Here is a 19256-nt window from a genome sequence, read left to right as displayed (position 1 = left end):
CTGTTTTTATGGAGGCGTCTTTTTGTTTTGAATAAATGTTCGTTTGATAGGAGTCAGCAAAAGAGGGATCTAGGAGGAAACGACATGGTATGGAAAGTTAAGGAGGATTTGCGTGCGATTATGAAAAATGACCCAGCGACACGAAGTTATGTGGATGCGTTTTTCACAAATGCTGGTGTTCATGCCATTTGGGCATATCGGTTGGCTCATTTTTTCTACAAGCGCAAGTTGATACTTTTTTCAAAAATCATTTCGCAAGCAGCGCGATTTTTAACGAATATTGAAATCCACCCGGGAGCAGAACTTGGTAGACGTTTATTTATTGATCACGGGGCTGGTGTTGTCATTGGGGAAACTGTGGAGCTTGGAACGGATGTAGTGCTATTTCATGGTGTAACGCTTGGCGGAACGGGGAAACATACGGGTAAGCGGCATCCAACGGTGAAAAATGGTGCAATGATTTCAGCTGGCGTGAAAGTGCTTGGTCCGGTGACAATTGGTGAAGAATCGAAAATTGGCGCGGGAGCGGTAGTGTTAAAAGATGTACCACCATATGCGACGGTAGTTGGGATCCCAGCTAAAGTGGTCAGAATTAATGGGAAATCTGTTGGACATGCTGAGCCCAATCTGGAAAATTTATATGAACGAATTGAAGTGTTAGAACGAAAATTAGCTCAATATGAGGAGAAAAAGGAGTCGATGGATAAATGACTTTGCAGATTTATAACACGTTGACGCGGGAGAAGGAAGCTTTTAAGCCAATTGAAGATGGGAAAGTGAAAATGTATGTATGTGGGCCAACGGTGTATAACTACATTCATATTGGTAATGCTCGTCCAATCATTGTGTTTGATACCGTACGCCGCTATCTCACTTATCGCGGATACAATGTGAACTTCGTTTCGAACTTCACGGATGTGGATGATAAACTGATTCGGGCTGCGGAAGAATTGAAACTTACCGTCCCAGAAGTAGCAGACAAGTTTATTGGTGCATACTTTGATGATGTTGACCGATTAAATGTTGCCAAGGCTACTGTGAACCCACGTGTTACGGAAAACATGGATGAAATCATCGCGTTTATTTCTGCTCTGATTGAAAAAGGGTTTGCTTATGAATCTGGTGGGGATGTTTATTACCGGACGCGGAAATTTGCTGATTATGGCAAGCTCTCTCATCAACCAATTGAAGAGTTACGTCATGGTGCACGTGTTGAGACAAATGAATTAAAAGAAGAGCAATTGGATTTTACGCTTTGGAAAAAAGCTAAACCGGGTGAAATTTATTGGGAAAGTCCTTTTGGAAACGGACGTCCTGGCTGGCACATCGAGTGCTCAACGCTAGCGAAGAAATATCTTGGAGATACGATCGATATTCATGCTGGTGGTCAGGATTTGATTTTTCCGCACCATGAAGATGAAATTGCGCAGTCGGAAGCTTTAACGGGACATACGTTTGCTAATTACTGGATGCATAATGGCTTTTTAAATATTGATGGTGAGAAAATGTCGAAATCACTTGGCAATTTTATTACGCTACATGATCTTCTTCAGGAGATTGACCCAAATGTAATTCGCTTTTTCATGCTTTCTGTTCATTATCGTCGGCCTATTTCGCTTAGTGATGCCACGCTTAGTGATGCAGCAAATGGCTTAGAGCGTTTGCAAACGGCCTACCAAAATCTGAAATATCGCCTTGAAACGGTGGAAGAAGATCATTTTGAATTAGAGCATCAAGATGAGTGGCTTGAACAATTAACGGAATTAAAACAGCAGTTTGAAGCGGAAATGGATGACGATTTTAATACGGCGAATGCAATTACGGCTTTTTATGAACTCGCAAAGCGCTCTAATATTTATTTAGCGCGTGATAAAGTCTCGGTAACGGTACTCCGTGAGTTTTTGAGTATGCTACAACTTTTTGCTAATGTATTGGGAATTAAACTAGAGCAGACGGCCGTTTCTGGGCTGGAAGATGCTGAAATTGATGAGTTGATCGAAGAACGGCTCCAAGCAAGAAATGAGCGAAATTTTGCGCGTGCAGATGAAATTCGTGATTTATTGAAGGAAAAGAATATTATTTTGGAAGATACGGCGCACGGGACGCGCTGGAAACGAGGTTAAGCGATGTCTCGAGTAAAAGATTATAAACAGTTAAATGGCTTGACGCTTGCCTATATGGGAGATGCAGTTTATGAAAAATATATTCGTGAACATTTGCTTATTTCAGGTAAAACAAAGCCGAATCAACTTCATAAGACAGCGACAAAGTATGTTTCCGCAAAAGGACAAGCGAAGGTTTTAAACAGACTTATAGAACAAGGCTTTTTAACGGAAGAAGAGGAAGCGATTTGTCGGCGTGGTCGAAATGCAAAATCGCATTCGGCTCCTAAAAATACGGATCTTGCGACTTATAACTTATCGACAGCTTTCGAAGCTGTGATTGGCTATTTATATTTAGGTGAAGAGGAAAGTCGACTTGAGGAATGGCTGCTTTTGGCAGTGCAAATGATTGAGGAGGAGAATCTGGATGGCAAAAAATGAAGATTGGATTGGTGGGCGAAATCCAGTTCTCGAAGCGTTGCGCTCAGGACGGGAAATTCAACAGATTTTAGTTGCAGAGGGTTCGAACAAGGGTGTGATGCAACAAGTGATTCGTCTTGCAAAGGAAAGGAAAATTGATGTACGCTTTGTTCCAAAAGTGAAAATTGATAAGGTTGCAGAAGGGGCTCACCAAGGTGTGGCGGCGCAAGTGGCGGCCTATCATTATTATGAACTGGATGATTTGTTTAAGCGGGCAGAAGAAAAAGGCGAACAACCATTTTTTATTATTTTGGATGAGCTTGAAGATCCACACAACTTAGGTTCGATTATGAGAACTGCAGATGCGGTTGGTGCACACGGAATTATTATTCCTAAAAGGCGCTCTGTTAGTTTGACGCAAACGGTTGCCAAAGCATCTACCGGAGCAATTGAATATATCCCAGTTGTGAGAGTGACGAATATTTCGCAGACGATGGAAGAGTTGCAGAAACGTGGCTTGTGGATTTTTGGGACAGATGCATCTGGCAGTAGCGACTATCGTACGATGGATGCGGAGCTTGCTCTTGCGCTCGTGATCGGGAGTGAAGGGAAAGGGATGAGCCGCTTGGTTCGTGAGAAGTGTGATTTTTTAATTCATTTACCGATGATAGGAAAAGTAACGTCGCTTAATGCCTCAGTCGCTGCAAGTCTTTTGATGTACGAAGTCTATCGCAAACGGAATCCGTTGGAGAATTGAATGATGAGGCGGATACTACTTGTCGATGGCTACAATGTCATTGGTGCTTGGCCTAACTTGAGTCGCTTGAAAGATTATGATCTTGAATCGGCTAGGAATATGCTAATTGAACTTATGGCTGAGTACCAAAGTTATTCGGGCTATCAAGTTGTTGTTGTGTTTGATGCACAGTATGTTCGGGGTATTAAAAGAAAGCTTCGTCAAAATAATATTGATGTGATTTTTACGAAGGAAGATGAGACTGCGGATGAGTATATTGAACGCAAGGCGGTAGAATGGAAAAATGCCAAAACGCAAATTATGGTTGCAACGAGTGATTATGCAGAGCAGTGGGCCATTTTTGGGCAAGGTGCACTTCGGATTTCGTCACGCGAACTCTTGTTTGAAATTCAAGAAATGGGGCGGGATATTGATAAGAAAATCAAAAGCATCCAGGAAGAAAAGCCGAAATCGAAACTAAACTTGGATTCTGAAGTGATTAAGCAGCTAGAAAACTGGCGAAGAGGCGAAAAATAGTCGTTGACGGTAGAAGTTCTGCTTCGTTATAATAAGGCAATCTAAAAATCTTCTCACAAAGGAGCTTAGCCGACATTGAAGCAAGAAAATAATGAAGAACGTAATGAACTGGATTTGCTTGAACTCGCTCGGGATGGAGATGCGGATGCGCTTGAATATTTCTTTTCAAAGTATCAGCCGGTAGTTTACTGGAAGGCTACGCAATATTTTTTGCAAGGAGCGGAACGAGATGATTTGATTCAAGAAGCTATGATCGGCCTTTTTAAGGCGATTCGCGATTTTGACCCAGAAAAGGAAGCTTCTTTTAAATCATTTGCCGAAATGTGCATTAATCGGCAATTGCTTTCGGCTGTGAAGCGCTCACTGCGAAAGAAGAACATGCCTCTTAATCAGTCGGTTTCGTTAGATACGCCGCTTACGTCGGATGAAGATGTGGTCGACTGGACGTTAATAGATGTGATTTCAGAAAAACAAGCGGAAACTCCAGAAGATTTCTTGATAAAAAACGAAGATTTGGCTCATGCAGTTAAAAAATTAGAACAAGTTACGAGTCCGTTTGAGAAAAAGGTTTTGCAGCAATATTTGGAAGGAAGAAGCTACCAAGAAATGGCTGAGAACTTCGATGTGAAGGAAAAATCAATTGATAATGCCTTGCAGCGCATCAAAAGAAAAATGGGGCAGGAACTTTCTTGAGCAAAAACTGTAACAAAATCTTCACAGAATTGGGTTTGACGTTTGGGGGCAACTAGTGATATATTTATAAAGGTGAATAGTCTTCTTTGAAACACCACGTAGTGAAATAGTATCGGAGTTGAAAGAAGTCAATGAAAAAGAAAACTTCACTTGCATGTAGCGAGTGTGGCTCAAGAAATTACACAGTAAGTGCCAGTGGATCAAATAAGCAGGTTCGATTAGAAGTGAAGAAGTTTTGCCGGCACTGTAATAAACACACTTTACATCGAGAAACGAAATAGAGGTATTGGAGGTTTATAAGCATGTCCGCAATTACGAGATTCTTTAAAAATGTAGCGTCTGAAATGAGCAAAGTAACATGGCCGACGCGTCAAGAAATGGTGAAATATACAGTAACTGTAGTAATCACAGTTATTCTTTTTGCTGTCTTCTTCATGGTCTTAGATTTTGGAATTGAACAATTGATTCAACTTCTTATGTAAAAGCTAGGATTTTTTTAAAAAGAATGATATAATACTACTTGAGCTAAAACCCGATTGATGCGGGTTTTTTGTTTTGAGAAAAATGAGTCTGAAGATAAATGATTAATTTGAAGGAGGAAGGCAGCACAGGCTGTCAAAAAATGCGATGGAAAAAAATTGGTATGTGGTTCACACTTATTCTGGCTATGAAAACAAAGTGAAAGCGAATCTTGAAAAACGTGTAGAATCAATGGGCATGTCGGATAAAATTTTCCGTGTAATCGTCCCTGAAGAAGAAGAAACAGAAGTTAAAAACGGCAAAACGAAAACAATCAAACGAAAAACTTTCCCAGGTTATGTGCTAGTTGAAATTGTGATGACGGATGATTCTTGGTATGTCGTGCGGAATACGCCAGGCGTAACTGGTTTTGTTGGTTCGGCAGGATCAGGATCAAAACCAACACCGCTTCTTCCAGATGAAGCTGACCGGATCTTGAAAAGTATGGGAATGGTCGACAAAGCTGCAGAAGCTGATTTCGAAATTGGCGAGACGGTTATGGTTAAAGAAGGACCATTTGCAGATTACTCTGGTAAAGTGGATGAAATGGACTTCGATAAAGGCAAAGCCAAAGTTATGGTTAACATGTTCGGGCGGGAAACGCCAGTTGAAGTTGACTTTGACCAAGTTGAAAAAATTTAACTTAGAAAACAGTTCGCGTAAGCGGGCTGTTTTTTTATGTAGTTTTTAAATGCAACGAATTTGTGAACAATGAGTGGGACTACTTAACTTTTTTGGACATAGGTATTCTAAAGGTCCTGTTGCCTATGCTACACTGAAAAGTGACTAAAATGACATCAAGGAGGAGTTTCAACATGTTGAAAAGAATACTAGCAGTTAGTTTTGGGATGGTTTTGATAGCGGGAAGTTTTGGAATAGTGAATGTTAATGCAGTTGGGAATACCGGAGATACTACATTTAATTTGAGATTAGCACCATCGAAAAATGATCCAGATTACGATCATACTAAATTTCGTAAAAAAAATAATACTTCGGCTGTTTATATGAAAGTTAATTACGTAAAAAACAATAAAAACAAAGTACCAGCATGGGTTCTTGGTGGTAATGGGTGGACAAGTAAGAAGTGTTCAGGTGGAAACTATTATAGTGCACATGTTCGTGGAATAAAGAAGATGACGAACTATGTGAGAGAAGAAGGAAGAACAAGCGCTTCGATCAAAGCTGGAGCTGATCCAAAACATCCCAATAATGTTGAAGGAGCCTGGAGTCCTGACTCGAGAAGATAGTTAATCAGAAAGATTCACGGTCAGCTGACTATGGATCTTTTTATAAAAAGGAGTGGTAGGGTGCACCATTATTTTATTCGACGTATTTTTAAACGAAAACCATTTCAGATTGCATTAGCTACTGGAATGTTGTTATCTCTTTTTTATTTAATTGCAGACATTTATCCTAATCGTTTTTATGGAGGTTCTCCTTATACGAGATGGATCGAGAGTTTTACAGGATCGGAAGTTCCTCATCTATTATTTAAGTTTATGCCAATTATTGCAGCAATGGCAGCTGCGAATATTTATGCGTCTGATAAAAAGGCCGGATTTTTTGACCATATCTATCTGAAAAGGAAAAAAATAAGTTACTTTGCTAATTTATATGGCTATAATTTCATTCTTGGAGGTGTGATTTTTATAGCCCCACTTTTACTAAATATCTATGGCTGTTTTATGCTGCTACCCAATCATCAGCCTGATTTAGTAGTCACGACGAATGAAGCCGTTCCATTATTAAATTCTACGACACTGTTTCCAGAGTTATATTATGCACATCCTTTTTTACATATGTTGATGTATATTGGTATTGCTTTTTTCTCTGCTGGAATGTTCGCAACGATCGCATTAGCGGCTGGAATGTTTTTGAAACAAAGTTTTGTGATATTTCTTACCGCTTACATCATAGACTATCTTTGGAACTATGTTATTCCAGACGATGTTGAGAATGTCTTGTCATATTATCCAACTCTTTTTTCTAAGCAAATTACGTCCCCTGTTTTATCTTGGCAAATTATGGTAGGTGTCTTGTGTGTTGGAACGGCGCTAGCGACAATCGGTTATATCTTTGGAGTTAGAAAAAATGTTATTAAATAAGTATGCGTTTAAGCAAATGGCACTGGATATCCAAGCAAAAAAATGGCTTTTTATAGGCATTTGGATAGCCGTTTTTGCAGCGGTTATGAACGCGGCGTTTTCATCAGAAATTACTGATGGAATCGATTTGCTCACCTTTTTTGGTGGCGGTTTGTTAGAAAAAATCATTTTGCCAGCTTTCTCCATTTTATTATATATTATGGTTGTAAATTGCTTGCTGACTAACCATGTTTTCGCATTAGGCAGCAGATCCAAATTAGTCTCTGTCTTAATCGGAAGATCCGTACTTACTGCGACGGTCTATATCTTCGCTTATACTGTTTTCGTTTTTTTGGCAAGTTTTTTTGCGAACGGTAGTATCTCTTGCTCGCTGAGTATGTTAGTTAAACTCGTTTTGCTATATTGGAGCTTCTTGGTTTTTATTGCAGCTATCTTTATTCTCGCCACTGTCTTGATTCGTTACTTTATTGCGGCGATTATAATCGTGCTATTTATCTTGCCGATCGATCAAAGTATTGATGTGTATTTCAATAAATCCATCATTAATAAACGAATTCTTTGGAGTGCGCCAGAAGATTTGTTTTTCTCGGAAGCGCTGATACGGATTTCCTTTTTCATCGGCATCAGTTTATTGCTTTTTGTTGTGATAGACAGCATAATCAGGCAGAAAAATTTCTATTGATGAGGAGGCAAGAAGATGCAACAACTTCGCTTATTAATGAGGCGTGACTGCCTGCTACTCGCTGCGAAAAGCTACAAACGAATGATTGCGGTTTTATTTATACTAATCGGAATAACCTTTAAGGAGGCCAAGACTACCGCTTTCGAACAAAACTCAGTCGCCGACTTACTTATCAATATGATGGGTGGCATCCCGATCGAAGTTTTGAAAGATAACCCTCTGCAATTTCCGGCAACATGGTTTCTCCTGCTCTTAATTCCCATCCTAATCTCGCATGATTTTTTGCGTGTGGATTTATTCGGCGAAGCGAGTCACGTGCTTGTTAAACTTTCAAACCGGTCGCTTAACTGGCTAAGTAAGTGCAGTGTCATCTTGATGTTAAATATTGTACTGCTTCTTAGCTACATCTCTATTATCATGGCTGTCAGTTTGTTATTCAGGTTTGACTTTTCTGGTTTTTTACCGTACGCTGGCTATTTGTTTTTAGGGATGAATCTCAGTTGTCTATTTTTCATGCTCCTGACACTCTTCATGAAGGAAATTGCAGCTGTTCTTTTGGTGATGTTTTTTTTGTGTAGTGGACTGAGAAGTACGAATTTATTTTTCCCAACAGGGCATTTGATGTGGGTGAGGCACACAGATGTGACGCAGTTCGTGCTCTCGGCAAAGAGCACGCTCATATATGGAGGTGTGCTGGGAGCGATGTTGATGGGAATTGGACTTTTGGGGATTACTCGGATTGATATTTTGACGACTAAAAATGAGGGGTGAATATATGGGAAGTTTGGTTCAACTTGAGAATGTGACGAAGGTTATTAAGGGGAGGACTGTTCTTAGTCAAGTGACAGGGACTTTTGGTAGGAATCAAATTACAGGCATACGTGGTGAGAATGGATCAGGAAAGACGATGTTGCTTCGGGGGATTTCAGGACTAATTAAGACGGATGGTCGGATTTTGTTTGATGGAAAGGAGCAACTTGCAAACGGCAAATTTGCGCAAAATATGGGCATTTTAATTGAGCGCCCGGGATTTTTGAATGAATTTACTGGTTATAAAAATTTGGAACTTTTAGCGCTTTTGGATCGAAAAAAGCGAGAAATTGGTGATGAAATAAAAAAAACGTTGGAGCTTGTCGGGCTTGATCCAAATGATAAAAGGAAATTTGGCAAATATTCGCTTGGAATGAAACAGCGACTCGGGATTGCGCAAGCGATTATTTTTAAACCAGATGTGATTTTGCTGGATGAGCCGACGAATGCGATTGACGAAGGTGGGGTTGAAGAGTTGATAAATTTGCTACTCAAACTTAGGCAGCAAGAGACAACACTTATCGTGGCAAGTCATGACTCCTCTTTTTTACAAAAAATTGCTGACGTGACGTTCGTTATGAAAAATGGCGTTTTAAGTGAAGGTGAAGCGTGATGGTGAAAAAGATTTTGTGGGCAATTTGTATTACACTTTTGGCCGTTCTCTTTATTGGTGGTAGTATTTGGCGATATATGGTGCTTAATGAGGCAGGATATTTTATTGAGGAAACAACACATCATTTCGGTGAGGAGGTTGCGATGGGGAAACTGACCTATAAAATTGGAAAACCGCGGATAAAAAAGGTATATGCAAAGGAATATGACGATTATGTAAATCAATATTTTATTCCATTCGAAGCGGAAAATAAAACAACAAACAGTTCGGTGACGCAAAAAGTGACGATTGATGATCTTGTGATTGTGAGTGCTGGGTCGAAGTGGCAGGTTGATCCGTTTGCATCCGCTGATTTAGGGGTGAACCGGAAACTTAAGAAAAAACTTCAACCTGGCGAAAAAACAAGCGGCGAGATGTTGATTGAAATTCCAATTGATAAAAAGGGCGAGGGCTACTACACGGCAGATGTCTTAAAGAATTATCAACTGTATTTTGTGGAGCATCATAAACGAGGAGCCGATAAATATAAATTTCAAAACTAGTCTTGCTATCATGCTTGAATAATGGTATCATGTAAAAGTACGTTTTTGCGTACTTTTTGTCGTGGGAGGGGAAATCTCAATCCCCATCATAACCACAGCACGGACTTAAGGAGGTATGTCTCGTGGCTAAGAAAGTTATCAAAGAAGTGAAGCTTCAAATTCCAGCAGGTAAAGCAAATCCTGCACCTCCAGTCGGACCTGCACTAGGTCAAGCTGGTGTAAACATCATGGGCTTCTGTAAAGAGTTTAACGCTCGTACAGCCGATCAAGCTGGTCTTATCATTCCTGTTGTTATCAGTGTATTTGAAGACCGTTCGTTTACGTTCATCACTAAAACTCCACCAGCTGCTGTTTTGCTAAAAAAAGCTGCTAAAGTGGAAAAAGGATCTGGTGAACCTAACCGTAACAAAGTTGCTAAAGTGACTCGTGCTCAAGTACAAGAAATTGCTGAACTTAAAATGCCTGACCTAAATGCTGCAAACGTTGAGTCTGCAATGCGTATGGTTGAAGGTACTGCTCGTTCTATGGGATTCACTGTAGAAGACTAAGTTTTAAGTAATTCTGAACAATAAGGAGGAAAAGAAATGGCTAAGAAAGGTAAAAAGTATCAAGAAGCTTTGAAAAAAGTAGATACAGCAAAAGCGTATTCTGTTGAAGAAGCAGTAGCGCTTGCTAAAGAAATTGATTTCGCCGGTTTCGATGCGACTGTTGAAGTAGCATTCCGTCTTGGCGTAGATCCTAAAAAAGCAGATCAACAAATTCGTGGTGCCGTAGTACTTCCAAACGGTACTGGTAAAACTCAACGTGTTTTAGTATTCGCTAAAGGAGAAAAAGCAAAAGAAGCTGAAGCTGCTGGCGCTGACTTCGTTGGAGATGCTGAATATGTTGAAAAAATCAACCAAGGTTGGTTTGATTTTGATGTAATCGTAGCTACACCTGACATGATGGGTGAAGTTGGTAAACTAGGCCGTGTGCTTGGACCAAAAGGCTTAATGCCAAACCCTAAAACTGGTACGGTTACTATGGACGTAACAAAAGCAGTAAACGAAATCAAAGCTGGTAAAGTGGAATACCGTGTTGATAAAGCCGGAAATATTCACGCTGCAATCGGAAAAGTTTCGTTTGATACTGATAAATTAGTTGAAAACTTCCGCACTGTAAATGATGTGCTTCAAAAAGCTAAACCAGCGGCAGCTAAAGGAACTTACGTGAAACATTTGAGCGTAACAACAACTTTTGGCCCTGGAATTCAAGTAGACCCAGCGTCATTTTAATACTAGCTTGACGCAATAGTTGTTTTTTGTTAAAATAACTAAGGCTTATTAAGTGAATATCCTTACCGTAGACAGCAGGTACACATTTGTGTTTAAATTTGCCCGCCGAGGAGATTAACGATAAAAACAGTTTAGGCTGTTTTCTCGACCCTTGCTGATACGGTGGCAAGGGTCATTTTTATGTAGCTGATATCGTTTTGGACGGAGGTGTAAAAATGAGTGCAATCTTAGATGCTAAGAAAAACAATGTTGAAGAAATTACAACAAAACTTACGGACAGTGTCTCTACAATCATTGTAGACTATCGTGGACTTAATGTAGCAGAAGTTACTGAATTACGTAAACAATTACGTGAAGCAGGTGTTGACTTTAAAGTTTACAAAAACACGATGGTACGCCGTGCTGTTGAAGCGAAAGGTTTTGAAGGACTTGAAGAAGTCCTAACTGGACCAAACGCTATTGCGTTCAGTAATGACGATGCTGTTCTTCCTGCTAAAATCTTGAATGACTTCGCGAAAGATCACGAAGCACTTGAAATTAAAGCGGGTATCATTGAAGGTAAAGTATCTTCTGTGAGCGATGTCAAAGCTCTTGCGACACTTCCATCGCGCGAAGGTTTGCTATCCATGCTTTGCAACGTGTTACAAGCGCCAGTCCGCAACTTCGCACTTGCTGCGAAAGCTGTAGCTGATCAAAAAGAAGGACAAGAAGCTTAAGTTTGTCTAAAGGGAAATAAGTCCCTAATAAAACATTAAATGGAGGAATTTTAAAATGGCTTTAAACATTGAAGAAATCATTGCTTCCGTTAAAGAAGCATCTGTATTAGAACTTAACGATTTAGTAAAAGCAATCGAAGAAGAATTTGGTGTAACTGCAGCAGCTCCTGTAGCTGTAGCAGCTGCTGGCGGTGCTGGTGGTGGCGCTGAAGAACAAACTGAATTCACTGTAGAACTTACTTCTGCTGGGGATTCCAAAATCAAAGTTATCAAAGTGGTACGTGAAATCACTGGTCTTGGCTTGAAAGAAGCTAAAGAATTAGTAGACAACGCTCCAAAACCACTTAAAGAAGGCGCTTCTAAAGAAGAATTTGAAGAAATCAAAGCTAAACTTGAAGAAGTTGGCGCTAGCGTAGAAGCTAAATAAATTTTGCTTTAAGCAAACAAAAAGCCTGTTAGGATTCGTTTCCTAACAGGCTTTTTTTATATTCGCTAGGTGTCATTCCGACTTCCTCGAGAAAAGCTCGGTTGAATGAACGAACAGAGTTAAACCCGGTGAGATCTGAAATTTGGCTAAAGCTAGATGGAGTTGTTTGAATGAAACTTTTGGCGTAACTTATTTTGATGAATATGGCGAGTTCTCGAGCGCTCATTTGGAAGGTTGCTTGCAGTGCTTGTTCGATATTTTTCTTGGAAGTGAAAAATATTTTCTCAAGCTTTGCAAGCGAAAGATTAAGTTTGAAGTTTTCGGTCATGAAAATATAAACTTGAAAAGCTAAAGTCGGCTCCGCCTTTTTCGATGCTTGTTTATGATAATCTTTGGGTGTTTGGGTATAGAGTAGTTTAAATTGCCGGTTGAAACTAGGGAATGAACGAAATCCAACGCTAGAAGCAATGGTTTTGATGGGTAAGTCAGTGACCTGCATAAGCGCTCTAGCATGGTTAAACCGAATTTGAGTCAGATTTTGTAATAAATTTTTCCCAGTGAGTTCTTTTAGTTCTTGGTTGAGTTTTTCGGGTGTGATCTTGAAATGCTTGGCAACTTTTGCGGTATTTAATGGTTGACTGAAATAATAGTGTAGGTATCTTAGAGCTTTCCAGCCAGTAGTGGTACTGAATTTTGGTTTTTCTTTATAAATTTGTCGTAAATAAAGCAAAATGATTTTTGTAACATTGGCAAGAACGATGGTTTCGAATAAGGGATCTTTAACTTCTGATTCATGTAGAGCTTCGCGGAATAGCTGCTCTAGTTGTTCGGCGTCTGGATAAGTGATAACGGGTGAGAAATAATTTTGAAACATCATTTTATGCAATTGAGCTTGGTCGGGACCATCAAGAATCTGCAATAAAACGCGGAGTGGAAAAGCAATTTCGATCACTTCAAGATTTTCTGCGTCAGCTAGGCTTGTTGAATGATAAGGGAAAATCCATGAAAGTGAGCCTCGTGAAATGGGATAGCGTACGCCGTTGATTTTAATGATGCCGTGTCCTGAGATTGTGGCAAATAAACGAAGTCGCTCGGTTTCATGATCTTTACGAGCTCCGGTGGTTAAGTGTCTAAAAATGTTGAAAATAGGTGTTTCCCATAAGTTGTTAGAATAGGGATTCGTTTGCGATTGTTCCAATGTCTATCACCTCATTTTTATTATAGCTGGAATCAGGATAATAAAAAAGCTTATTTTGTCTCATTTAACATGGGAAATCGTGTTAAAGTAATATTGTGATTAATTTCACTAAGTTTTATTAGACAACTGAAAGCGAGGGAAAAACATGGAAAAAATATTTGTTTTAGGCGGCACTGGGTTTTTAGGCTACTATACGGTGAAGGAACTTTTGAAACGTGGCTATCAAGTGGAAACGGTTGCGCTACCACCAATGCCAGAAGAGGACTTGCTGCCAAAAGAAGTTAAATGTACCCTTGGCGATATTGGAGCCATGTCGGATGATGATATAAAAGCAATGCTTAAAGGTGTTTCGGGTTTTATTTATGCAGCTGGTGCAGATGAACGGATAATACCAAAAGCGCCAGCAGAAAAATTCTTTTATGAAGCGAATGTTCTCCCAACACAGCGTCTGGCTCGACTAGCTAAAGAAGCTGGAGTCAAAAACTTTGTTGTGTTCGGATCGTATTTTGCAGAGTTTGCAGAACGCCTTCCAGAAATGGGTTTGAAAGATCAACCTTATCCGAATACGCGTTTACTGCAAGAGCAACTAGCGTTTGCTGAAGGTGAGGGTTCGATGAATGTTTCGAGTTTGCGCTTGCCTTACATTTTTGGAACAATGCCTGGCAGAATGCCGCTTTGGAAAATGTTTACCGATCAAATTAAAGGACAAACTGTTTTCCCTGCGCTTAAAGGCGGAACTGCGATGGTGACGGTGGAACAAGTTGCGGAAGCGGCAGTTGGTGCGCTTGAAGCTGAAAAACACCGCGCTACTTATGCGATTTGCGGAGAAAATATGAAATATCAAACTTTTTATAAATACATGGTCGATGCTTTAGGGCAAGAAACGGAAGTGCCCGTTGTATCACTTGATGCGGTTCGTGATGTCTATGAAGGGATGGATCAAGCGTCAGCAGCTGATGGAACTGAGCATGGCATTCATTCGATAGTAACAGCAGAACTTCAAGAGTTAGATTTATATTTAAATCCCGAAGATACGAAAACAGTTCTTGGGATTCGAGATCATGATGTCGAGCGCTCGATTCATGAAACGCTTGCGAAATGTGTAGCTGAATAAAAAGTGAGCCCGCGGTAAAAAAATATGTGCCACGGGCTTTTTGTATGGTAGAATACACAAGTGAAGGAGGTAGTTGAATGACAAATAATCATTATTTTACAAACGATCAAAATTTATCATCAAACCGACAAACTTTTAACTACCAGTTGCGAGGCTTTAATTTGCAGTTTATTAGTGACGAAGGCGTGTTTTCTAAAAAAACTGTGGATTTCGGTTCACGACTTTTAATAGAAACATTCGAATTCCCCGAGCTTGCAGGAAAGGTGCTTGATGTTGGCTGCGGATACGGACCCATTGGACTCGGACTTGCGAAAGATTTTCCAGATCGGGAAATAGAAATGGTAGATGTGAATCTGCGAGCGCTAGCGCTCGCAAAGGAAAATGCGGCGCTGAATGACGTTCAAAATGTGCAGATTTATGAAAGCTCTGTTTATGATCGTGTAGAGGCAAAAAACTTTACAGCGATTGTGAGCAATCCGCCGATTCGAGCAGGGAAAGTCGTAGTTCATGCTATTTTAGAAGGGGCATATGAGCGCTTAGCTCCGTCTGGTGAGCTTTGGATTGTGATTCAAAAGAAACAAGGCGGACCATCTGCAGCTCACAAAATGGAGCAGACTTTTGGAAATGTAGAGGTTGTTAAAAAAGATAAGGGCTATTATATTTATCGAAGTGTAAAAGCATAAAAGAAGTCTTGATTTTAAGGCTTCTTTTTTGTAAACTAATGGGTTGACTTTTTTTCTAGGGTGTTGTATCATAGTAAGATGCCAAAAGAATCTAGACTGTTATTTCGCATGCCCATTTTTCTGAAATGAGTTAGAGAAATGAAGTGTTTGCAAGGGTTTTGGCAAAATAAGACATGGATGTGGTTTTCAGAGCTGACAAAGCAAATTTTAAATTTAGCTGTTGTCGTGAAACTTTTTTAGGAAAGGATCAAAGCAAGTTGAATTCCGCTTTCTTTTTGTCTAAAAACAGGCTAGATTAATTGCTCAAGTCCCACTTTCTTTCTTGTAGAATAAAGGCAAGTAGCAGGAAACTTTTGATGAACGTTTGTTTAAGCGAGTATTTTTTACACGTGTAGAAAGCTCTTTGCTTAAATGACGGGTGCGGGGGGTTCCACTGTTTCGCGATTCTATTGAAAGCAGAAAGTGTGCTTATAAATTTTAAAAATTTGAGGGGTGAAGAGTTTGTCAGGACATGTAGTACAATACGGCAGACACCGTAAGCGTAGAAGTTTCGCTCGGATTAGTGAAGTGCTTGAATTACCGAATTTGATCGAAATTCAAACAGCTTCTTATCAGTGGTTCTTAGATGAAGGTCTTCGGGAAATGTTCCGCGATATTTCTCCAATTGAAGACTTTGCAGGAAATCTTTCACTTGAATTTATTGATTATGACCTTGGAGAACCGAAATATTCGGTTGAAGAGTCTAAAAACCGCGATGCAAACTACGCAGCTCCGCTTCGTGTGAAATTGCGCCTGATCAATAAAGAAACTGGTGAAGTAAAAGACCAGGAAGTTTTCATGGGTGATTTCCCGCTTATGACTGAAATGGGAACATTCATTATCAACGGTGCTGAACGTGTTATTGTTTCACAATTAGTTCGTTCACCAGGAGTTTATTTTAATGACAAAGTGGACAAAAATGGTAAAAAAGGTTTCGGATCAACCGTTATTCCAAACCGTGGTGCTTGGTTAGAGTATGAAACAGATGCAAAAGATGTTGTGCATGTTCGTATTGACCGCACGCGTAAATTACCAGTTACAGTCCTTCTTCGCGCTCTAGGATTTGGTTCCGACCAAGAAATCATTGACCTAATCGGAGACAATGATTATCTGCGCAATACGCTTGAAAAAGATAATACAGACAATGCAGAAAAAGCGTTGCTTGAAATTTATGAACGACTTCGTCCAGGTGAACCACCAACTGTGGAAAACGCTAGAAGTTTGCTGATCTCTCGTTTCTTTGATCCAAAAAGATATGATCTTGCAAGCGTTGGACGTTATAAAATCAACAAAAAACTTCATCTTAAAAATCGTTTGTTCGGTCAAGTATTGGCTGAAACACTCGTTGACCCAGAAACAGGGGAAATCATTGCATCTAAAGGAGATATCTTAGATCGTCGCAAACTCGATGCAATCATTCCAAACCTTGAAAATGGAGTTGGATTCCGTACACTTCACCCACGTGATGGCGTTATGGAAGATGAAGTACTTGTTCAGTCGATTAAAATTTATGCGCCAGAAGATGAAGAAAAAGAAATCAACATTATTGGTAATGCGTACATTGATGAAAATGTAAAACACATTACGCCTTCTGATATTGTTTCGTCAATCAGTTATTTCTTTAACTTACTTCATGGTGTAGGTGGAACAGATGATATTGACCACTTGGGAAATCGTCGTCTTCGTTCTGTCGGAGAACTTCTTCAAAACCAATTCCGAATTGGCTTGTCACGGATGGAACGTGTTGTCCGTGAACGGATGTCTATTCAAGATATGAGTACAATTACACCGCAACAATTAATCAATATTCGTCCAGTTGTTGCGTCGATTAAAGAATTCTTCGGAAGCTCGCAGCTTTCACAATTCATGGACCAATCGAACCCACTCAGTGAGCTTACGCATAAACGTCGTCTCTCTGCGCTCGGACCAGGTGGTTTGACGCGTGAACGTGCAGGTTATGAAGTTCGTGACGTTCACTATTCACATTATGGTCGTATGTGTCCAATTGAAACACCGGAAGGTCCGAACATCGGACTAATCAACTCGCTTTCTTCTTATGCGAAAGTGAATCGTTTCGGTTTTATTGAAACACCATATCGTCGCGTTGATCCAGAAACGCATCAAGTTACAGATACAATTGATTATCTAACAGCTGATGAGGAAGATAATTATGTTGTAGCGCAAGCAAACTCGAAACTTGATGATAACGGCGTCTTCACGGAAGAAGAAATCATGGCTCGTTTCCGTTCTGAAAACTTAGCGGTTGAAAAAGAACGGGTTGACTACATGGACGTGTCGCCAAAACAAGTTGTGTCTGTAGCGACTGCATGTATTCCGTTCCTTGAAAACGACGATAGTAACCGTGCCTTAATGGGTGCGAACATGCAACGTCAAGCTGTGCCACTTATGCACCCTGAAGCTCCATTTGTTGGAACAGGGATGGAACACGTTTCTGCAAAAGACTCCGGTGCTGCTGTTGTTGCAAAACACGACGGAATCGTTGAACACGTTGAAGCGAGAGAAATCTGGGTTCGTCGCGTTTCGATGGTTGACGGAAAAGAAGTTACGGGAGGAATCGACAAGTATACGCTACGTAAATTTGTTCGTTCTAACCAAGGAACTTGTTATAACCAACGTCCGAATGTTTCAGAAGGAGATCGTGTTGTAAAAGGCGAAATTCTTGGGAATGGTCCTTCAATGGATTCTGGGGAACTAGCACTTGGAAGAAACGTTCTCGTTGCCTTCATGACTTGGGATGGTTATAACTACGAGGATGCGATCATCATGAGTGAACGCCTCGTAAAAGATGATGTGTATACATCTATCCACATTGAAGAATTTGAATCTGAAGCTCGTGATACAAAACTCGGACCTGAGGAAATGACGCGTGACATCCCGAATGTCGGTGAAGATGCGCTTCGTGACCTTGATGACCGTGGGATTATTCGTGTCGGAGCAGAAGTTAAAGATAATGATTTGCTTGTAGGGAAAGTAACGCCAAAAGGTGTAACAGAACTTACGGCTGAAGAACGTTTGCTTCATGCCATTTTTGGCGAGAAAGCACGTGAAGTTCGTGATACTTCACTTCGTGTACCTCACGGCGGTGGCGGAATTGTCTTGGATGTGAAAATCTTTACGCGTGAGGCGGGAGATGAATTACCACCAGGCGTGAACCAACTTGTTCGTGTGTATATCGTACAAAAACGTAAAATTCATGAAGGAGATAAAATGGCTGGTCGTCATGGTAACAAAGGGGTTATTTCCCGGATCTTACCTGAAGAAGATATGCCGTTCCTTCCTGATGGAACACCTGTTGACATCATGCTTAACCCACTAGGGGTACCGTCTCGGATGAATATCGGGCAAGTGCTCGAATTGCACCTTGGAATGGCTGCTCGTAAGCTTGGTATTCATGTTGCAACGCCTGTATTTGATGGTGCAAATGAGGAAGACGTTTGGAGCACTGTTGAAGAAGCTGGAATGGCACGTGATGCGAAGACGGTTCTTTACGACGGACGTACTGGGGAACCATTTGATAACCGTGTATCTGTTGGGGTCATGTATATGATTAAACTGGCTCACATGGTTGATGATAAACTTCATGCTCGTTCAACTGGACCATACTCGCTAGTTACGCAACAACCACTCGGAGGTAAAGCACAATTTGGTGGACAACGTTTCGGGGAAATGGAAGTTTGGGCACTAGAAGCTTATGGTGCCGCTTATACACTCCAAGAAATCCTCACAATTAAGTCAGATGACGTTGTTGGACGTGTTAAAACGTATGAAGCAATCGTGAAGGGAGAAAGCGTGCCTAAACCAGGTGTGCCTGAATCCTTCCGCGTCTTGATTAAAGAATTGCAAAGTCTTGGAATGGACGTTAAAATCTTGTCTGCTGACGAAGAAGAAATTGAAATGCAAGATTCGGATGAAGACGATTTTAATGGTCAAAACGATGCTTTCAATATTGTAAAACCAGAGGAAACTACCGAGCAGGTTGATTAACCCGCCCGATTATAAAACTCCAAAATAAATGAAAAACGAAT

General features: G+C 40.4%; 23 protein-coding genes and 2 other annotated features (1 of these 25 only partly in view). Of the genes, 22 read left to right on the top strand and 1 reads right to left on the bottom strand.

Annotation, left to right across the window (positions count from 1 at the left end):
- Window positions 1-5 (top strand) — a binding site (T-box leader) (it extends 213 nt beyond the left edge of the window).
- 79 nt (window positions 6-84) lie between these two features.
- From epsC to rplL, 19 genes are all read left to right on the top strand, one after another.
- Window positions 85-711, top strand: coding sequence for a serine O-acetyltransferase EpsC (gene epsC / locus UR08_RS09160; protein WP_115753347.1), 627 nt, complete (start codon window positions 85-87; stop codon window positions 709-711).
- Window positions 708-2123 carry a cysteine--tRNA ligase gene (gene cysS / locus UR08_RS09155; protein ID WP_115753346.1) on the top strand — a complete coding sequence of 472 codons (1416 nt, stop codon included), beginning with the start codon at window positions 708-710 and terminating at the stop codon, window positions 2121-2123. Before epsC ends, cysS begins: the two co-directional genes overlap by 4 nt.
- Window positions 2124-2126: 3 nt before the next feature.
- Window positions 2127-2543 (top strand): Mini-ribonuclease 3, encoded by a 417-nt coding sequence (locus UR08_RS09150; RefSeq protein WP_115753345.1) that lies wholly within the window; start codon window positions 2127-2129, stop codon window positions 2541-2543.
- On the top strand, window positions 2530-3279 hold the full coding sequence (gene rlmB / locus UR08_RS09145) for a 23S rRNA (guanosine(2251)-2'-O)-methyltransferase RlmB (protein ID WP_115753344.1): 750 nt from the start codon (window positions 2530-2532) through the stop codon (window positions 3277-3279). The genes UR08_RS09150 and rlmB overlap by 14 nt, the downstream gene beginning before the upstream one ends.
- A gap of 3 nt (window positions 3280-3282) precedes the next feature.
- Window positions 3283-3795, top strand: coding sequence for an NYN domain-containing protein (locus UR08_RS09140; RefSeq protein WP_115753768.1), 513 nt, complete (start codon window positions 3283-3285; stop codon window positions 3793-3795).
- Between the two features lie 75 nt (window positions 3796-3870).
- A complete protein-coding gene (locus tag UR08_RS09135) occupies window positions 3871-4488 on the top strand; it encodes an RNA polymerase factor sigma-70 (protein ID WP_115753343.1) in 618 nt (205 codons plus the stop codon).
- Between the two features lie 131 nt (window positions 4489-4619).
- Complete coding sequence (gene rpmG / locus UR08_RS09130; RefSeq protein WP_077913506.1) at window positions 4620-4769, top strand: 50S ribosomal protein L33; 150 nt, start codon at window positions 4620-4622, stop codon at window positions 4767-4769.
- 21 nt (window positions 4770-4790) lie between these two features.
- A complete protein-coding gene (secE, locus tag UR08_RS09125; RefSeq protein WP_036070117.1) occupies window positions 4791-4970 on the top strand; it encodes a preprotein translocase subunit SecE in 180 nt (59 codons plus the stop codon).
- A 145-nt stretch (window positions 4971-5115) separates the two neighbouring features.
- A complete protein-coding gene (nusG, locus tag UR08_RS09120; protein WP_036070118.1) occupies window positions 5116-5649 on the top strand; it encodes a transcription termination/antitermination protein NusG in 534 nt (177 codons plus the stop codon).
- Window positions 5650-5822: 173 nt separating this feature from the next.
- Complete coding sequence (locus UR08_RS09115; protein ID WP_115753342.1) at window positions 5823-6254, top strand: DUF2712 domain-containing protein; 432 nt, start codon at window positions 5823-5825, stop codon at window positions 6252-6254.
- Between the two features lie 60 nt (window positions 6255-6314).
- A complete protein-coding gene (locus UR08_RS09110) occupies window positions 6315-7112 on the top strand; it encodes a hypothetical protein (protein WP_115753341.1) in 798 nt (265 codons plus the stop codon).
- Window positions 7099-7794 carry a hypothetical protein gene (locus tag UR08_RS09105; RefSeq protein ID WP_115753340.1) on the top strand — a complete coding sequence of 232 codons (696 nt, stop codon included), beginning with the start codon at window positions 7099-7101 and terminating at the stop codon, window positions 7792-7794. The genes UR08_RS09110 and UR08_RS09105 overlap by 14 nt, the downstream gene beginning before the upstream one ends.
- Window positions 7795-7809: 15 nt before the next feature.
- Window positions 7810-8565 (top strand): hypothetical protein, encoded by a 756-nt coding sequence (locus UR08_RS09100; protein ID WP_115753339.1) that lies wholly within the window; start codon window positions 7810-7812, stop codon window positions 8563-8565.
- Window positions 8566-8569: 4 nt separating this feature from the next.
- On the top strand, window positions 8570-9217 hold the full coding sequence (locus tag UR08_RS09095) for an ATP-binding cassette domain-containing protein (protein WP_115753338.1): 648 nt from the start codon (window positions 8570-8572) through the stop codon (window positions 9215-9217).
- On the top strand, window positions 9217-9759 hold the full coding sequence (locus tag UR08_RS09090; protein ID WP_115753337.1) for a hypothetical protein: 543 nt from the start codon (window positions 9217-9219) through the stop codon (window positions 9757-9759). The genes UR08_RS09095 and UR08_RS09090 overlap by 1 nt, the downstream gene beginning before the upstream one ends.
- 122 nt (window positions 9760-9881) lie before the next feature.
- Entirely contained in the window at window positions 9882-10307 is a 426-nt protein-coding gene (rplK, locus tag UR08_RS09085; protein ID WP_036070142.1) for a 50S ribosomal protein L11, read from the top strand.
- A 36-nt stretch (window positions 10308-10343) separates the two neighbouring features.
- The gene (gene rplA / locus UR08_RS09080) at window positions 10344-11033 is read left to right on the top strand and encodes a 50S ribosomal protein L1 (RefSeq protein WP_115753336.1); all 690 of its coding nucleotides are present in this window, start codon (window positions 10344-10346) and stop codon (window positions 11031-11033) included.
- Between the two features lie 47 nt (window positions 11034-11080).
- Window positions 11081-11223, top strand: a sequence feature (ribosomal protein L10 leader region).
- Between the two features lie 25 nt (window positions 11224-11248).
- Window positions 11249-11749: a 50S ribosomal protein L10 gene (rplJ, locus tag UR08_RS09075; RefSeq protein WP_115753335.1), complete on the top strand. Its 501-nt coding sequence runs from the start codon at window positions 11249-11251 to the stop codon at window positions 11747-11749.
- Between the two features lie 55 nt (window positions 11750-11804).
- Window positions 11805-12176 (top strand): 50S ribosomal protein L7/L12, encoded by a 372-nt coding sequence (rplL, locus tag UR08_RS09070; RefSeq protein ID WP_115753334.1) that lies wholly within the window; start codon window positions 11805-11807, stop codon window positions 12174-12176.
- Between the two features lie 28 nt (window positions 12177-12204).
- Here the strand turns inward: rplL and UR08_RS09065 are convergent, their stop codons facing one another.
- The gene (locus UR08_RS09065; protein WP_115753333.1) at window positions 12205-13374 is read right to left on the bottom strand and encodes a helix-turn-helix domain-containing protein; all 1170 of its coding nucleotides are present in this window, start codon (window positions 13372-13374) and stop codon (window positions 12205-12207) included.
- Between the two features lie 145 nt (window positions 13375-13519).
- On the opposite strand from UR08_RS09065, the gene UR08_RS09060 reads away from it, so the two are divergent.
- From UR08_RS09060 to rpoB, 3 genes are all read left to right on the top strand, one after another.
- Window positions 13520-14488: an NAD-dependent epimerase/dehydratase family protein gene (locus tag UR08_RS09060; RefSeq protein WP_115753332.1), complete on the top strand. Its 969-nt coding sequence runs from the start codon at window positions 13520-13522 to the stop codon at window positions 14486-14488.
- A 77-nt stretch (window positions 14489-14565) separates the two neighbouring features.
- The gene (locus UR08_RS09055) at window positions 14566-15171 is read left to right on the top strand and encodes a class I SAM-dependent methyltransferase (RefSeq protein ID WP_115753331.1); all 606 of its coding nucleotides are present in this window, start codon (window positions 14566-14568) and stop codon (window positions 15169-15171) included.
- Between the two features lie 492 nt (window positions 15172-15663).
- The gene (gene rpoB, locus UR08_RS09050) at window positions 15664-19215 is read left to right on the top strand and encodes a DNA-directed RNA polymerase subunit beta (protein ID WP_115753330.1); all 3552 of its coding nucleotides are present in this window, start codon (window positions 15664-15666) and stop codon (window positions 19213-19215) included.
- The last annotated feature ends 41 nt before the right edge of the window (window positions 19216-19256 follow it).

The sequence above is a fragment of the Listeria kieliensis genome (assembly GCF_003369925.1).
In the GTDB taxonomy this organism is placed as follows: Bacteria; Bacillota; Bacilli; order Lactobacillales; family Listeriaceae; genus Listeria; species Listeria kieliensis_A.
The sequence above is the reverse complement of the archived record's forward strand: the minus strand, read 5'-3'. Positions and strand labels throughout refer to the sequence as shown.